This is a genomic window from Promicromonospora sukumoe, assembly GCF_014137995.1.
GTDB lineage: Bacteria > Actinomycetota > Actinomycetes > Actinomycetales > Cellulomonadaceae > Promicromonospora > Promicromonospora sukumoe.
This window is the reverse complement of sequence record NZ_JACGWV010000002.1, coordinates 951,721-968,095: the sequence shown is the minus strand read 5'-3', so window position 1 is coordinate 968,095 and position 16,375 is coordinate 951,721. Positions and strand designations below refer to the sequence as shown.

General features: G+C 65.3%; 14 protein-coding genes and 1 tRNA gene. 8 read left to right on the top strand and 7 right to left on the bottom strand.

Going from position 1 to position 16,375, the window contains the following annotated elements:
* Positions 1-32 precede the first annotated feature (32 nt).
* Positions 33-149 carry a lasso RiPP family leader peptide-containing protein gene (locus FHX71_RS21355; protein ID WP_182619444.1) on the bottom strand — a complete coding sequence of 39 codons (117 nt, stop codon included), beginning with the start codon at positions 147-149 and terminating at the stop codon, positions 33-35.
* A 222-nt stretch (positions 150-371) separates the two neighbouring features.
* On the opposite strand from FHX71_RS21355, the gene FHX71_RS21350 reads away from it, so the two are divergent.
* Together FHX71_RS21350 and FHX71_RS21345 are read left to right on the top strand one after the other, a co-directional pair.
* Positions 372-1,961 (top strand): helix-turn-helix domain-containing protein, encoded by a 1,590-nt coding sequence (locus FHX71_RS21350; protein ID WP_281383865.1) that lies wholly within the window; start codon positions 372-374, stop codon positions 1,959-1,961.
* Complete coding sequence (locus tag FHX71_RS21345; protein ID WP_182619443.1) at positions 1,961-2,317, top strand: signal peptidase I; 357 nt, start codon at positions 1,961-1,963, stop codon at positions 2,315-2,317. Before FHX71_RS21350 ends, FHX71_RS21345 begins: the two co-directional genes overlap by 1 nt.
* A gap of 76 nt (positions 2,318-2,393) precedes the next feature.
* Here the strand turns inward: FHX71_RS21345 and FHX71_RS21340 are convergent, their stop codons facing one another.
* Entirely contained in the window at positions 2,394-4,019 is a 1,626-nt protein-coding gene (locus FHX71_RS21340) for a HEPN domain-containing protein (RefSeq protein ID WP_182619442.1), read from the bottom strand.
* 171 nt (positions 4,020-4,190) lie between these two features.
* Between FHX71_RS21340 and FHX71_RS21335 the strand changes: the two genes are divergently transcribed.
* Entirely contained in the window at positions 4,191-4,574 is a 384-nt protein-coding gene (locus tag FHX71_RS21335; protein WP_182619441.1) for a hypothetical protein, read from the top strand.
* Positions 4,575-4,626: 52 nt separating this feature from the next.
* On the opposite strand, the gene FHX71_RS21330 is transcribed toward FHX71_RS21335, so the two are convergent.
* The 4 genes from FHX71_RS21330 to FHX71_RS21315 form a co-directional block, all read right to left on the bottom strand.
* The gene (locus tag FHX71_RS21330; RefSeq protein WP_246403362.1) at positions 4,627-6,939 is read right to left on the bottom strand and encodes an ADP-ribosylglycohydrolase family protein; all 2,313 of its coding nucleotides are present in this window, start codon (positions 6,937-6,939) and stop codon (positions 4,627-4,629) included.
* Entirely contained in the window at positions 6,909-7,631 is a 723-nt protein-coding gene (locus tag FHX71_RS21325; RefSeq protein ID WP_182619439.1) for a DarT ssDNA thymidine ADP-ribosyltransferase family protein, read from the bottom strand. Before FHX71_RS21325 ends, FHX71_RS21330 begins: the two co-directional genes overlap by 31 nt.
* On the bottom strand, positions 7,628-8,983 hold the full coding sequence (locus FHX71_RS21320; protein ID WP_182619438.1) for a 3'-5' exonuclease: 1,356 nt from the start codon (positions 8,981-8,983) through the stop codon (positions 7,628-7,630). Before FHX71_RS21320 ends, FHX71_RS21325 begins: the two co-directional genes overlap by 4 nt.
* A 398-nt stretch (positions 8,984-9,381) precedes the next feature.
* Positions 9,382-9,454: transfer RNA gene (locus FHX71_RS21315), tRNA-Arg, on the bottom strand.
* Between the two features lie 239 nt (positions 9,455-9,693).
* Here FHX71_RS21315 and FHX71_RS21310 point away from each other — a divergent pair.
* The 5 genes from FHX71_RS21310 to FHX71_RS21290 are packed head-to-tail and all read left to right on the top strand — an operon-like array spanning position 9,694 to position 15,348.
* Positions 9,694-11,463: an ABC transporter substrate-binding protein gene (locus tag FHX71_RS21310; RefSeq protein ID WP_246403361.1), complete on the top strand. Its 1,770-nt coding sequence runs from the start codon at positions 9,694-9,696 to the stop codon at positions 11,461-11,463.
* Between the two features lie 3 nt (positions 11,464-11,466).
* Positions 11,467-12,462: an ABC transporter permease gene (locus FHX71_RS21305; RefSeq protein ID WP_182619437.1), complete on the top strand. Its 996-nt coding sequence runs from the start codon at positions 11,467-11,469 to the stop codon at positions 12,460-12,462.
* Positions 12,459-13,400: an ABC transporter permease gene (locus FHX71_RS21300; RefSeq protein ID WP_182619436.1), complete on the top strand. Its 942-nt coding sequence runs from the start codon at positions 12,459-12,461 to the stop codon at positions 13,398-13,400. The genes FHX71_RS21305 and FHX71_RS21300 overlap by 4 nt, the downstream gene beginning before the upstream one ends.
* Positions 13,400-14,350 carry an ABC transporter ATP-binding protein gene (locus FHX71_RS21295; protein WP_182619435.1) on the top strand — a complete coding sequence of 317 codons (951 nt, stop codon included), beginning with the start codon at positions 13,400-13,402 and terminating at the stop codon, positions 14,348-14,350. Before FHX71_RS21300 ends, FHX71_RS21295 begins: the two co-directional genes overlap by 1 nt.
* Positions 14,350-15,348, top strand: coding sequence for an ABC transporter ATP-binding protein (locus tag FHX71_RS21290; protein WP_182619434.1), 999 nt, complete (start codon positions 14,350-14,352; stop codon positions 15,346-15,348). Before FHX71_RS21295 ends, FHX71_RS21290 begins: the two co-directional genes overlap by 1 nt.
* 22 nt (positions 15,349-15,370) lie before the next feature.
* Here FHX71_RS21290 and FHX71_RS21285 read toward each other — a convergent pair whose 3' ends face one another.
* Positions 15,371-16,246, bottom strand: a complete 876-nt coding sequence (locus tag FHX71_RS21285) for a L,D-transpeptidase (protein ID WP_182619433.1) — start codon at positions 16,244-16,246, stop codon at positions 15,371-15,373.
* Positions 16,247-16,375: the final 129 nt, after the last annotated feature.

Below are 16,375 nucleotides of genomic sequence, written 5' to 3'. Positions count from 1 at the left end.
CGGCATGTTGGGACCGCCCCCGCTCGGGTGGATCACTCGAAGTAGCGGCCCTCGTCCTGCGAGTCCTCGGCGTACTTGCCGAGCGTGACCTCAGCGACCGAACCGAGGTCGGCCACCACGGGGGTGCTGTAGGTTTCCGTCTCCTGCATCTGCGTCCTCCTGGTCTGCCTCCGCAGGTACCTGCGGAAGGGATGGCAGAGTGCCGCCGGATGCCGACACCCAGAGCACGCGGCCAACTGATCCGCGGTGCTCCGGGACCATCGAATCCGGCCTACTTCGTCGCGAACAGGGCTCGTTTGGTGCAGGGTTGTAGCAAGGTTGTGGCACCAGGACGCTGACCTGGGCAAACGCGGGGCGGCTCAGGGGGAGCATTGGGAACCAGGCGAACATCAGCGCGGGGACGGCGCGACCTGCTCGTCGCGCGCCGGAATCTGGTCGGGCTGTCCCAGGAAGCCTTGGCAGCACAGCTCCAGATCGATCGGACGACCGTCGCACGCTGGGAGCGGGGCGAGGTCGCACCGGCCCTGTGGGTCCGCCCGATGCTGGCCGAGGCACTCCAGGTCACTCTGGCCGATTTGGCTGACCTCCTAGCCGTCGAGCCGGCGCCCAGCGGGAGTCTGGAGCACACCGCACGGGGCGTCGAGTCAGGCCCGCACCAGCCGAGCACAGTGGAACATCGCCCGATCTCGCCCGGGATGCATGCAGCCCTCAGATGGATCGACGACGCTGCCGGACTCGCTCCAGGGGAGGCGAAGCAAAGAGTCGAGGCGCTGTCGCAAGGTGGAGACCCCAGGCCGCAGGTCCTGCCGCAAGTCGTTCGTGCCGATGTCGGTCGGCGGGAGATCGTCGCTGCTCTGGCGAGCTACTACGAGTTTCGTGACGGCTGGCAGCCATACACGGCGCGCACAGAGCTCGGCACACTGTCCACGAGCATCCTGACCCGACCAGACTGGCTCGACCTGGCTCTACCGATCGGCGAGGAGGTAGACGGCCTCCGCCTCGACGCTGCACCGGTTGCCCGACCGACACTTGACGACGTCGGCCGTGACGCGGCGCTGCAACGAGCCGCGGAGGTCGAGCGTTTCGGAACAACGATGGTGAACCGGGATCTGTACCGTCTCATCGACCTCACGATCAGCCGAGCAGGGATGAAAGGCCGTCTCGCCCAGGCGGACTTCATCCATTACGCCCTCACGCTGGACCTGCTTGAGAACGAACTGGTGGATGCCATCGCCACCAACCCGCGGCCGCGGCCAGGCGACCTTCCGTTGCGTGACCGCTACCTACCCGACCTGTCAGCCGTCCTCGACGTCGGCACGCGGCTATGCGCCGGCGGTGCTCTCGCGCTAACTGCGATCGCTCGACCGAAGACCTGGCGCCACGATGGCGACTACCTGCTGCTGATCCAAGAACGTTCCAACCAGGTACTCAACGGCAGCCGACGGCTCTCCGTGATACCCAAGGGATTCCACGGCCCACTGGTCGACGTCGCCGATGATGCGCCGATCGGGGCAACGCTTGCGCGAGAGATGGAAGAAGAGCTCTTCGGGCGGGCTGACGTCGACTCCACGGTCTCCGAGTCCCGGCAGGCCGACCCGATGCACTTCAGCCGCCTTTCTGAACCGATGGCATGGCTGATGGAGCGTGCCGATGAGCGGACCTGGCGCATGGAGTGCACCGGATTCGGGTACAACCTCTTGACCGGTAACTATGAGTTCGCAAGCCTCGTCGTCATCGACGACGAGGAGTGGTGGGCCCGTTTCGGAGGCCAGATCGAAGCCAACTGGGAGTCCAACAACCTGCGCCGCTACTCCAGCCGAGACCGCTTCCTGCTGGATACACTCGCGCACGAACCGGCCTGGAGCACCGAGGGCCTGTTTGCTCTACTCCAAGGCTTCCGCCGCCTCACCGAGATCGGACCTGAGCGCGTCGATCTGCCGCGCGTTGAATGGGGAACGTGATGTCAGACACCTGGTACAGCGGCAACGCCACTGACGACGCGGACCAGCACCGCGGCTGGCTCCTGGGCAACTTCATCGCTCCCGAGACTCCCGGGGTGGCGGTACGGAACTCCGACGCACTCGAGGTGAAGTGGGGCGTCCACCCTGAGGGTCAGCAACGACCCGAGTGGACCACTGACGATCGGCGCACCACGATGCTTCTGCTCGTGAGCGGCCGCTTCCGGCTCGACCTGACCGTCGGCAGCACCGTACTTGAGCGGCAGGGCGACTATGTCGTCTGGGGTCCGGGCATCGACCACTCATGGCAGGCGGAAGCCGACTCGGTGGTCGTCACGGTTCGGTGGCCTTCCGCTTGACCAAGGGCTGATCCACTCCCGCCAAGGAACGGCATGGCTCAAGCCAGCCTGCACGGTGGCCTGAGCTCACGTCTACTCATCCCTCCAAAAGCAACTGAGCCCCACGTGCGTCCGAGGGAAGTTCAAGCAAATCGGGTCGTTCGTCGTAGAGCTTGCGGAGGAGCTCAACAGCAATCTCGATTGCCCGTTCACGCTGCGCCCACGCATCCTCAGGCTTAGGCTCCTTCGCTCCATGCACAAGGAGGCTCCGAGCAGAGTAGAGCTTTTTCAGTTCCGTCTGCAGTTTGGCTCGGTCATTGGCGCTCCCGGGTTCAAGCAATTTTGCTATGGATGCGGTGACACGAAAGGTCGTCTCCTGCTGCGTACCAAACGCGTTCTCCCAGACGACAACGGCGTCGATGAAGGCGTCAATTGCGTCCCACCGCTGAGACACCGAGCTTAGTAAGCGCTTCATGGCGATATTCAGAGACTCCGGATGCTTTGCCTGAATGAGGCCGTGCCAGCGCACCGCTTCTTTGCCAACCTCTTCAACTACTTCGTAGCTAGCAGGGCCGCGCGGGTCCATCTCCCAAGATGAGAACCCGCCGGACTGCGTTGGGTCACCGATAAAGCGCGATACCTGGCTTGTTGCAAGAAGCCGGTCTTTCGTGGGCGAAGCCAGGAGCAAGGCAAGGCGCACCCGGTCAACTCGGCGCTGAAGCGTGCGATGCGCCTCCTGGATACGCGGAGCATATTTCTGCAATTCCCTAAAAAAGCGGTCAGGGTCACTTGGGTCATGCTTGGAGATATTCAGAATCTGTACAGAAAATCGCGTCGCGTACACGCTCGTAACCCGGTCAGACTCGCTAAGAATGAGGTTATGTTCGATGGGAAGCATCGCGCGGAGCTCACCATCACCAAAAGAGAATTTTCTCTCGCCGTCCACCCGCACACCGCCAAACCCAATAATCGCGGAAACCTCGACAGCGCGTTTAGACGCAAGCGTGCGAAAAGTTGCGACCGACTTCTCCAGGCTAGCCATGATGCTGGCGTGTGTAAGGGGTGAACCATCCAGTTGGGCAACCACAGCGGCATTGAAGATGATGGCGTCCAGAACGGAAATGAGCTGACGAGTCCCGCCCTGTCCGCTACTCATAATCCACTCACCTTGAATGCCGAGCACTTCCTTCCCCATCGTCGTCACGTCTTCAATCGACTCAGCTTCAGGAAAGAGGAGGCTCAGCTTTGCATCTGCCATGAAAGTCTTAGCAGCGTCGAGCGCTCCAGGATGTGAAATTATGCCCGAAATGGCGCTCATCCAGAAAGCACGGGGCCCCTTGGCAGGTGGCCGCAGCAACAGGATGGGCCAAACGTCTTGAGTGACTGTGCGCAGAGCCTGGACGACCGGGTCCTTTCCCGCCGGAATGTCTCCTATCTCGCCGCCACAAAGACGTCGAATGTGGTGCGCGAGCGACCCGCCAAGTTCTGGCTGATAACGAGCAAAGCTGCCTGATGCGAACAGGGTGACATCGAGTTCACTGTCCCCGCTTGAAGGCGCTTGGTTTATTGCCGTTAGCAGAAAAATTGCGGGCTCGGGATTGGTCATTTTCGGGATGGATTCTAGAGCCGGCTTGTCTTCCGGTAGGGCCAAGACGTACTTGAGAAATGGCTCTCCGAGCGCAGCGACAAGACGCTGAGCGGTTTGTTCTGACACATCTCCCATGACTGCACCTCGTGGTGACATTTTGCGCAGAGTTTGCAAGCGATTGCGATTGTACACGGCAGCGTCGCCGAGAGGGCAGCTGGAAAGTAGGAGTGTTCGGATGGTGAAAAACCACTTCTAAGGGCGTCCCGACGCTGCGCGCTGGCCAGAGTGCAGGAATATCATGGCTACATGACTACCGAGCCCGAGTTCGTGCCGTTAACGTTTGTGGAGGCTGACCACCAAAAGTCAGCTCGATTCAGCGCGGAGATCCAGGTAACGCCATGGATCGACCGTAGGCCACCCGAGAGTTGGGTCTACTTCTTCGAGGACGAATGCCGAAAGATGGGCATTCACTGGCTCAGCGGTGGGTTTGCCATCTGTAGATCGGATGACGTAGACGCGATGCCGGGGGGTTTCACGAAGGCCGTCGAACGAGCGAATAACGTCTTCAAGGCCTATTTGGTCAGCCCAGCCCTTGATCAGCGAGGCGGCGAGCTGAGTGACATCAGTGAAAAGGCGGCGCAGAGTGAGCCCGGCGGGCTCTACCGAGTTGTCGTGAGTCATATAAATTAAACTTCATCGTCACCGTACTCCTACCGAAACTCGCGCAGAACTGCCGAAAATGTCATTTGTGCGCGGGGGGTTCGGCGTCAACCTGCGAAGATCCGGCGAGCATGTACCAGTGGTTCCACTCCTCGTTGAGCGAAAGAAGTTCGGCCACTTCATGACGGACATCGTCGATCGATAGGGTTGTCGAGCGACGTTCACCGGTCCGCTGGTCGATGCGGTGGCCAAAGAAGTAGCCGCCTGACTTGGGCTGCCAGAGATTGTGCACCAGGTCGTTCCGGAGTCGCAGCACAGAATCGGCCCTCGTAGCGAATTCGTCGAACTCTCTCCAGGCATCGCCAAGGCTGGGTGCACGCTTCCGGGCCATCGTCACGAGTGCGGATGCGCCTTGTCCAGCGTGTGATGTCTGGGGCTCATCTTCCATTGCTTGAATTAGCGCGCGCATCCTGTCTTCGAGCATCGAGGATAGTGTCCCCGCTCGTCCAACACCAGCATAGAACTCGTCCGTCAAGTCCCCGAATATGTGTAATGGAATCTCCGATTCCTTTGAGGTGGCTATGGGGCGATCGCTGGCAGTGGGCCGTGATTGAGACTGCTCACCGACGACTGAACCAGGTCGAATGCGAACGCTCCGTCCGTCTGGATCGCGTACGGTCATCGTGCCCGTTTCTCGATCGTACCCCTCCACGACAATATCTTTTCTCGCGGATGGTGGCGTCATCACATGCAGTGTTACTGCAACTGAGGATGCTTCACCGGGGCGGAGCTCACGCGCCGCTTGCCGTAGATGGAGCCACTCAGTGACAACCGCTTCATTGCCATGTATAGGAATTTCCCTTCCGAGCAACCTGGCATAGAAGGCAGTTGTTTCACGGAGGCTGTTTGTTAACGCAGTGACGACACCTGATTCCCCTGAGGGTGGAGAAAAATCCTTTACCTGATAGGAGGTGTCTGGAAAGCGCGTCACCAAGTTGATGTCTCGATCAGCGGGCTCTTGAGGAGTCGATCTGACTTCGCGGATATCTGACAGAACAGTCTGGCCATCTTCCAGACGTAGGCGGATTCGTTTGATGTCGACATCGGTCCGCATGTCAACGCCCGTCGCGTGGTAGCGCCGACCGTCAGGAAAGACACCCCGGCTCCCGACCCGGATCTCTGGTGCGTCCTGCCGCCACTGTTCACGGTGTCTCCTGAACTCGCTGCCGTCGCCTACGGGTGAGTCCCCCGCACTCCTATCCGGATACTCAACAAGAGCGGTGGCAATTGCGGTGATGTAGTCGGAGTCCTGAACGGCAGGTGCGAGTGCTCCCAGCCAGTCCTTGCCATGGACAGCGCCCAGGAGTGCACCGGTCATTGAAGCTAGTGTGTCGGTATCGCCCCTGCGGAGGAATGCGGCAGTAAGTAGTCCGTCCATGGGCCGTGCTGCAAAACGGCTTGCGAGGTACAACGCGCCGACCGCGCTGACGGTGCCCGCTCCATTGATTTTGGGATCGGTGCAGCCGAGGGATTCAAGCGTTGCCTCGGCGTTGCTCATCGCACCACGGCGAATTGATGCATCGGCAATCGTTAGGAGCTCTTCGGTCTCTTGGTTCGTTTGCTCCCAAGTGTCCGCAAACTGCTTCATTGCGAGCTCACCCAGCCACTGCGGGGGGATCGCGTCCAGGGCTGCATCAGGAGGGATGAGGCCGGCCCGTGCCGCATCAAGGAGCTCCCCGAACGAGAGCGGTCCCGACGCTTGGAAAGCGGCGCGGAGTGCGGAAGCGTAGACCAGGGCGCCCACGAGGGCTCGCGGGTGACCGTGTGTGGTTAGGCCGTCCTGGAGTACTCGGTGGAATAGCTCGCCGTCTGCGCGGGCTCGAATCGCGTGGGGCGCAATACGCATGGCGACGCCGTTGGCGCCGGCGCCTGCGTATCGGTCGGCTACCTTTGCGCGACGTGCGGAGTCATGTGTCCACGGCGGCACGGCATCAGCCCATGAGTTGGTTGCTGCCAGCACGGCACCGCCCCCACCCCGCTGATACAAGGGCCAGGTCGGGAGCTCAGCGGCGACTAGGTGTTCGTACCAATCGTGTCCTACTAAACAAGACCGAGCTACGGCTAGGAGCAGCTGGGTGTCGTCGCTGTATTCCCCAGCTTCAACACGGTCGGAGTAGCGTCGGGAGTAGTGACCGGCGCTCCGAGTCCATGCGACGAACTCGGGCTTGGGCTCACACCGGTCGCGTGCTTTCTGACCGCCGACGAGACCCCCGCGCACCTCCTGCGGCCAGCCCAGAGCGTCGCCAACCGCCGCACCGAGTAGCGAGCCCACGGCCCGCTCGACATCCACTTGTGTCAGGGCGCTCACCAAGAACCCCTCCCCTCGCCTACCCATGGCTGCTCAAGTATTCCGCGCGACATTCGGACGGCGTTGGTAACGCTGGCGGCGTCGAACAGGCCGGGAGAGACGATCCACTGAAGGTGGTTCGGGATAGCCACGGAGAGTTGCTCCAGTCGTACGAACTCGTTACTGGCGGCCTGTTCTGACGGGAACACGATGCCATAGGCAGACGTCAGAGGTATTGGTGCAGGAACGAGGATTTCGGCCTGGACGTCTGTCGGGCACCGCGGGTCATGATTTGTCCCACGGCTGTAGGTCTTGCCGTAGGAGCCAGAGACCGCTTCGGTGTAGCACGCGTCGAGGCCGGCGACGCCTGCCTCCTTGGACGCTCCGTAAGCGCCTGCGTTGCGTGGGCAAAACAGCGCGTCGGGAGTGGCTGCAACGTCACGGTCCAAGAGAATGCATACCCAGTCCGGGAAGTTGTGGGCGTCGGGCCTGTGCCTGACCTTGTTCAGGTAGAACACGTTCGGGTACTCCAAGGAGCAGCTGACCTTGTCGGGATGGTTGTCGAGGCGCTGCAGATCGTTCGCCGCGTAGATGGCGCGGGCGTCGTCGCCCATGTCCTTCACCGATCGGATCGCTTGGTCGATCAGGATGTTGGGCAAGTTTCGGGCGGGCGTGACGTGAGCGAGTCGGGTCACGCCGCGAACGGCAAGTGCATCAGCAACCCAGGCGTCAACGGTCATGACGTGGTCACCTCGTACAGGTCGTACAAATCTGGCGTCGCTGGAGGCAGCAGCGTCGTGAGAGCCCCGGTATGGGAGATGATCAGCTCGTCGCGTGCGCGGGTAACGCCAACATAGAGGAGGCGGCTCTCGCGGCTGGCAGCCTCGTCAGGCCCGAACGCAGCGATGGTATCGGCGTGGGGCCGTCGACCATCGCTGCAGTACGGCAGCACAACTACGTCGAACTCCAGGCCCTTGCCGGAGTGATAGGTGCCGGCGTAGACGCCGCTAGGCGCTTGCCAGGTCGCGATCGAGTTGTTCTCGTGCAGCATCGTCACCCGAGTAGTCCGACGCACCTCAGCGATCGCGGCGCGAGCCTCTGCTCGGGTCCGGGTCAGGATTCCCACGCGTGCGGTGCGACCGGCCGACTGGACGGCGTCCCGGACGACGAGAGCTTCGTCATCGCTGGACCCGCACGCGATGAGAGTCGGCTTGGCACCGGCGGCGCGGATCGGCGCACGCGGTTCGACCAAGTCCGCGGAGTCCTTGAAGTGCGGCATGTTCGCCAGGGCGATCGCGAGCCGTGCAATCTCTGGGGAGTTGCGGTAGTTGTCGATGAACGTCTCGACCTTGCCAACCGCGAGCCCACACGACCGCCACGACACGCGCTGGCCGTAGATCTGCTGGGCGTAGTCCGCGAACAGCGTGAGGCTTCCGTCAGGCGGAATCGCGGCTGCCAGCGACCGGATGGCCTCGGGTGTCAGATCCTGGGCTTCGTCGACGACGATGTGCTTGTAACGACGTTTCGACGAGTCCACATGGAGCTGCGCCTTGACGGCCGACGGCAGTGACGCCCAGTCGTAGTGCAGGCCCGCGGCCTTGCGGGCTGCCACATATGTCTCCCTGATTGCCCAGACCGCCTCGCGCTGGCGGCGCTGCAGCGGTTCCTGGCGACCAACTCGCTCCGCGTCGAAGTACTCGGCGTCGGTAGACAGCCCGTTGCCCTCGATCCACGCCAGCTCGTCAAGAAAGAAGTCGGTCGGGCGGGTGAAGAACCGGGCTCCTGGCCGGTAGCCGGCCGCGACATCCCTGACCGCGCCTTCGACGAGTGCTTCACGCTGGTCTGAGCCGGCAATCTGCCCGTAGCCCATCAGGCCCTGTGATGCCAGGTAGCCCCGTCCGAACCGGCCGTAGGTCTCGATCGTGACATCACCGGGGTGGTCCGATGCCAGGTGCTGGATGTAGGTGACCAGCGACTTGTTGTAGGTCAGCAGAAGGACCGGACCGGCGTTCTCAGTTCCAGGTTGCGCCAGATAGAAGGCGCGGTGCACGGCCATGACCGTCTTGCCTGTGCCTGCCGTACCGAGGATCACATGGTGGCCTCTTGGGGGCATGTACACGACGTAGTGCTGCCGCCCCTGGGGCGTGGGTAGTCCCATACCAATCACTCGCCCTGTAGATCACCGGCGGCCGGGAGTAGTGCACCGCCGAGAGGGCAGTAACTGTATGGGGCCACGGGGCGCATGACCAGACCGAGCAAAAAGATCACCCCTGGCAGTGCATCGTTCGTGGACTGTGGCTAGGGCATCCGCTCTTTCGTCGAGAAGCAGGGGTCGACCAGCACGCGTGAGGGAGTCTTTCGGTTGAGTTTTCGCAACTAAGCGGTGACGAAGACAACGCGAAGACCCCTCGGAGGACTGTGCGCTATCGAGGGTCTTCGACGGGACCTCGCCACCCTGTTGTAGAGAATGAAGGAAAGCGACTGATTCGGTGCGCCTGGGCAGACTCGAACTGCCGACACCCGCTTTAGGAGAGCGGTGCTCTATCCACTGAGCTACAGGCGCCCGCGTCTCTCCGGGAGGAGATCCGCGCGCGGCGGCCGGGTGAAGCCCGGACCGCGCCACACAGCCTACCGGCCGCCCGGCCCGGCGCGCTAAGCGCCCGGGTCGGGCGTAGGTGTCAATTGCGCAACATAGCTGACAAACCTTGACCAATCCCTCTCCGAACCACAACGATGCTCAGCAACCCGGCGCGACGAGGCGCCTGGTCCGCACGACGGCCGTGCGGGCGGAGAGGATCGATGATGTTCCTTCGACAGACCAGGTCCCGGGGCGTGCTGGCCCTGGCGGCGGCCACCGCGGCGGGCGCGCTGCTCGCCGGCTGCTCCGGCGGCGGTGGGAGCGCACCCACGACGTCCAACCCGTACGCCTCGGCGGAAGGCATGGACTCGGCCAACGAGCTCGTGGCCGAGTACCCGCGCGAGGAGACGCTCTTCACGAGCGGCACCCAGTGGGGCCCGCCCACGTCGTGGAACCCGATCCCCAGCTCCGGGCACGCCACGGGCGCGCGCGGCCTGGTGTACGAGCCGCTGTTCCAGTTCGACCCGATCACCCTCGAGCTGACGCCCTGGCTCGCCGAGGGCGGCGAGTGGACCGGCGACGACACGTACGAGCTCACGCTCCGCGAGGGTCTGACCTGGCAGGACGGCGAGACGCTCGACGCCGACGACGTCGTCTTCTCCACCGAGCTCGGCAAGGTCGACGCCGTGCCGTACAGCAACCTGTGGACCTGGCTCGACAAGGTCGAGGCGACCGACGCGACGACCGTCGAGTTCACGTTCTCCGACCCCCGCTACCAGGAGTGGGACAACTGGCTCTACAGCACCATGGTCGTGCCCGAGCACATCATGGGGGACTGGTCGGACGAGGAGCTCCTGTCCAACCCGAACGAGGACCCGGTCGGCTCCGGCGCGTTCAAGTTCTCCGCCGTCGGCCAGGACCGCATGGTCTGGGAGCGCAACGACGACTGGTGGGCCCGCAGCGAGCTGGGCCTCGAGATGCCGATGAAGTACATCGTCGACGTCGTGAACACCTCGAACGAGGTGGCGCTCGGCATGATGCTGTCCGGCGGCCTCGACCTGAGCAACAACTTCCTGCCCGGCGTCAACCAGCTCGCCGACTCCGGTCAGGTGAGCACCTACTACGACGGCGAGCCGTACATGCTGGCGGCGGCGTCGGCGAACCTGATCCCGAACCAGACGCGGCCCCCGATGGACGACGTCGACTTCCGGCAGGCGCTCGCGCGGTCGATCGACGTCGACAAGATCGTGACGAACGCGTACGGCGGCCTCGTGGCGAAGGCGCACCCGTCGGGCCTGGTCCCGGCGTTCGAGGAGTACTACGACGAGGACGTCGTCGCCGAGCACGGCTTCACCTTCGACGCGGACGAGGCCAAGTCGATCCTGGCCGACGCCGGCTACGAGGACTCGGACGGCGACGGGTTCGTCGAGTCGCCCGACGGCGAGGCGATCGACCTGAAGCTCATCGTCCCGGCGGGCTGGACCGACTGGATGGAGGCCGCGCGCGTGATCGCCGAGGACGCCTCCGCCGTCGGCATCAAGGTCACGGCCGACTTCCCCGACGCGGGCGCCGTCGACGACGCGCGGGCCACCGGCGACTTCGACCTGGTGATCAACGGCAACGCGGGCGTGAGCAACACCCCGTGGACCTACTACAACTACGCGTTCTACCAGCCGATCCAGGAGCAGATGCTGGCGGGCAACTTCGGGCGCTACGAGGACGACGAGGCCTGGGACCTCGTCGAGCAGCTCTCGCGCACCGAGAGCGGCACGCCGGAGTTCTCCGAGACGCTTTCGCAGGTCCAGGAGAAGTTCATGACCGACCTGCCGGCCATCCCGCTCTGGTACAACGGCGCGTGGGCGCAGTACAACGAGTCGCAGTGGACCAACTGGCCCAAGGAGGGCCGCGAGGACGCGTACTTCCCGATCATGTGGAACGGGTACGTGCAGATGGGTGGCATCAACACGCTGCTCGCCCTCGAGCCGGCCTCCTGACGTATGCGCGGCTATCTCGCTCGTAAGACCGTCATCTACGGGCTGACGTTCGTCGTCGCGGTCACGCTGAACTGGCTGATCCCCCGGCTCATGCCGGGGGACCCGGTCCAGCGGATGGTGGCGCGCGCCGCCGTCCAGCACCCCGAGACGATCGCGGCCATGACCGCGTACTACGAGCGGACGTTCGGGCTCGACCTGCCGCTCTGGCAGCAGTACCTGAACTACTGGGCCGCGCTGTTCCGCGGCGACCTGGGCACGAGCGTGTGGCTGTTCCCCGCGCCCGTGGCCCAGGTCGTGCTCGACGCCGTGCCGTACACGCTCGGCATCATGATCCCCGCGATCCTGCTGAGCTTCGTGATCGGCAACAGCGTGGGGGCCATGGCGGCGCGCAGCGGCTGGCTCGACAACGTGGCCCTGCCCGTCGGGTACCTGATCACGGCCATGCCGTACATGTGGCTCGCGATCCTGCTCGCGTGGGGTCTCGGCGTCGCGCTCGGCTGGTTCCCCGTGGCGGGCGGGTACGACTTCGGGATGGTGCCGCAGTGGTCGTGGGCGTTCGCCGGCGACCTGCTGCAGCACTGGGTGCTGCCGTTCCTGTCGCTGTTCCTCGTGTCGCTGGGCGGCTGGGCGATCGGCATGCGCAACCTGATCATCTACGAGCTCGAGTCCGACTACGCGAACTACCTGTCCGCGCTCGGCGCGCCCAGGCGGCTCGTGCGGAGGTACGCGTTCCGCAACGCGATGCTGCCGCAGATCACGGGCCTGGCGCTGCAGCTCGGCACCATCCTGGGCGGCGCCCTGGTGACCGAGATCGTGTTCGCGTACCCGGGCCTGGGCAAGCTCGTGCTGTCCGCCATCCAGAACCAGGACTTCTTCCTGCTGCAGGGCACCCTGCTCTTCGTGGTGATCGGCGTGCTCCTGGCCAACTTCGTGATCGACATCGTCTACGTGCTGGTGGACCCCCGCACGCGGACCGGACTGACGGGGGCCACCTCATGACGGCGACACAACCTGCCGCGGCACCGGGGACCGAGGCGGCCGAACCGCCCGGGGCGGCCCCGTCGTCGTCGGCCACCGCCCGGAAACCCGGGGGAGACGCGCGCGAGACGCTGTACTTCGCGCTGCGCAACCCCAAGGTGGTGATCGGCTCGGTGGTGGTGCTCGCGTTCCTGCTGCTGGGGCTGCTCGGGCCGCTGTTCCTGAAGTTCGCGCCGATGGACTACGCGGGGCCGCCCATGGCGCCGCCGTCGGCGGACTTCCCGTTCGGCACGACGACGTTCGGGCAGGACGTCTTCGCGCAGTTCGTCGCCGGCCTGCGGTCCACGTTCCTCGTGGGCCTGCTGGGCGGCGGCGTGGCCGCCGTCATCGGCATGACCATCGGGTTCGTCGCGGGGTACTGCGGCGGCCTGATCGACGAGCTGCTCAACATGCTCACCAACGTGGTGCTGGTCATCCCGGGCTTCGTGGTGCTCATCATCATCAACGCCTACCTGGGCGTGCGCAGCGTGCCCATGCAGGCGCTCTACATCGGCGTCTTCTCCTGGCCGTGGGTGGCGCGCGCGGTGCGCGCCCAGACACTGTCGCTGCGCTCGCGGGACTTCATCGACCTGGCGCGGCTGTCGGGCGCCGGGGTGGGCACGATCCTGCGGCGCGAGGTCGCGCCCAACATGTACTCCTACCTCTTCATGACGTTCGTGCTGCTGTTCGGCGGGTCCATCCTGACGGCGGCGTCGCTCGACTTCATCGGGCTGGGACCCACCAACGCGATGTCGCTCGGCCTGATGATGAACCAGGCCGTGCAGTGGAGCGCGCTCCATCTCGGGCTGTGGTGGTGGTTCGTCCCACCGGGGCTGGGGATCACGCTCATCGTGGGCTCGCTCTACATCATGAACGTGGGCCTCGACGAGGTCTTCAACCCCAAGCTGCGGGAGATGTGATGACCCTTTCCGTGACCGACCTGAGGGTCCACTACCGCACCCTGCGCGGCCCCGTGAAGGCGCTCGACGGCGTCAGCTTCGAGGTGGCCGACGGCGAGATCATGGGCATCGCCGGGGAGTCGGGCTGCGGCAAGACGACCCTCGGCAAGGCCCTGATCCGCCTCGACACCCGCATGGAGCACGTGGGCGGCACCGTCGCCCTCGACGGGGAGAAGCTCCCCATCGCCGACGACGGCGCCATGCGCCGCCACCGCTACCGCGAGGTGTCCCTCATCCCGCAGTACGCGATGTCTGCGATGAACCCGACCCGCAAGATCGGCCGGATGATCCGCGACCTGCTGGCCGCGCACAACGTGCGGTACACGGAGGTGCTGCCCGAGCTCGAACGGCGTCTGGACCTGGTCGGCCTCGACGCCGAGGTGCTGAAGCGCTACCCGATCGAGCTGTCCGGGGGCATGAAGCAGCGCGTCGTGCTGGTGCTCTCCACGCTGCTCAACCCGTCGCTGCTGATCGGCGACGAGGTGACGTCCGCGCTCGACGTGTCCTCGCAGAAGGCCGTGGCCCGCGCGCTCGTCGAGTTCCGCGACCACGGGTTCGTGCGCTCGATGATCGTCATCACGCACGACATCTCCGTGCTGTTCCAGGTGGCCGACACGATCCTGGTCATGTACGCCGGGCACCTCGCCGAGAAGGCGCCGGCCCGGACCATCATCGAGGAGCCCCTGCACCCCTACACGAAGATGCTCATCGGGGCGCTGCCCAAGGTGGGCGACCGGTACGAGGAGCAGCAGCTCGACGGCATCGAGGGGCGACCGCCGTCGCTGCTGAACCCGCCCGCGGGCTGCCGGTTCCGCGACCGCTGCCCCCTGTCCCACGACAAGTGTGCCGAGGCGCCGCCGTTCCGCGAGGTCGCCGAGGGTCACCAGGTCGCGTGCTGGGCGGTGAGCTGATGCTGACCCTCAGCGCCCTCGACAAGGTCTACAAGACGGGCACGTTCGGCACCTCCGACCTGCACGCCGTGCGACACGTCAGCCTCGACGTGCAGCGTGGCGAGGTGGTCTCCCTCATCGGGGAGTCCGGCAGCGGCAAGTCGACCATCGGCAAGATGGTGCTCCACCTGCTCGACTCCACGGGCGGCACCATCACGTTCGACGGGCAGGACGTGACGCGGCTGGGGTTCCGGGCCCGGCGGGACTACTACCGCAAGGTCCAGGGCGTGTTCCAGGACCCGTTCAGCTCGTTCAACCCCATCTTCAAGGTGGACCGGACGTTCGAGACGCTGCGGCGCACCTACTTCCCGCGGGTGTCCCAGTCCGACTGGCGTGGCCGGCTGGAGGAGGCGCTCGGGGCGGTCAGCCTCGAACCCGGCGACATCCTCGGCAAGTTCCCGCACCAGCTCTCCGGCGGGCAGCTCCAGCGCCTGCTCATCGCGCGCGCCCTGCTGCTCGACATCGAGCTGCTGGTCGCCGACGAGATCATCTCCATGCTCGACGCCTCCACCCGCATCGACGTGCTCAACCTGCTCGGCGAGCTCAAGTCGCGCGGCCTCGGCATCCTGTTCGTCACGCACGACCTCTCGCTCGGCAACTACGTCTCCGACCGCGTCGTCATCCTCTACAAGGGGCGCATCGTGGAACAGGGCGTCACCAGCGCCGTCTTCGACGACCCGCTGCACCCGTACACCCGCGACCTGCTCGCCTCCGTGCCGCACCTCGACCGCACCTGGGACGAGGTCGAGGCCGAGGAGTCGCAGCGGTCCGCGCGGCTCGCGGGGCGGTGCCTGTACCACGAGGCGCTCGCGGCCCAGGGGCGTGCGCTGGGCGAGGAGGCCGACGGCGGTCCGGCGGGCGGGGTGCCCGACGACGTCGGGCTGGTCGAACACGCGCCCGGCCACTTCGTGGGGTGCTTCCGCAAGGCGGCCGAGGAGGAGTGCCCGGCGGGGGCGTGACTCGGTCCCTGACCGGGGGCGCTTACTCCTTGATCAGGACCGGCACGCCCGGGTCGAGGCCGGTGAGGCGCTCGAAGTCGGACGGGGTCAGGCGGAGGCAGCCGTTGCTGACCGCCTGGCCCTGGCCCTCGCCGACGTGCAGCGCCGTCGCGGCGTAGTCCGTGCCGTAGAAGCCGTCGAGGGACTCGCTCTGCAACGACAGGAACACCGACATCCCGGTGTTCACCGCCTCCGTGACCGTGAAGACCTGGGTGACCCCGAGCGGCGTCGGCGTCTCGGGCGCGCCGATCGCGATCGGGAGCTCGTCCGTCGTGCCGTCGCCACGGGTGACGGTCACGGTGCGGTCCGAGAGGTCGATCACGAGCGAGCGCTTCTCGTCCTCGACCACGACCTGGTCGGCGGCCACCCAGCCGGACACCCCGTTGACCTTCGCGGGGTCGTCCGACGGCAGCGCCCCGCGGCCGTAGGGGATGAGCACCTCGACCCAGTCCTCGTTCTGCTCCAGCACCAGCCAGCGAGCGTCGGCGTCGTAGTAGTCGGACTCCAGGGCGAGCACGGGCGGCTTCGTCAGGTCGGGCTCCGCCCACACGGGGATGCGGCCCTTCGTCGGCTGCGCGGCCTTGCCGGGCAGACCGTCGAGCGTGTCGAGCTTGGTCAGGGGGAGCTCGCGGGGGAGCATCCCGTCGATGTCGGGCGTGGACAGGGCCGCGAGCGAGTACCCGGCGGCCTGCGGCTCGGCCTTGGCCGGCGTCGGGCTGGCGGACGGCGACGGGCTTGCCGACGGCGCCGCCTCGGCCGCATCGGGCCCGCCCCGCAGCCCGAACCACACCGCCGTACCGACGAGTGCGACCGCCACGACACCGGCAACCCAGATCCAGGCCCGAAGCCTCTGCGACATGCGTGTTCTCCCCCTGCGTCCACTGCCTGCCTGGTCCGACGGCGTTCCCATCGTGCCCCGCGCGCCGGTGACGCGCGCAGCCGAGCCACTGAAGATACCGGCTTGTCACAGTTGTCCGATATCTTCGTG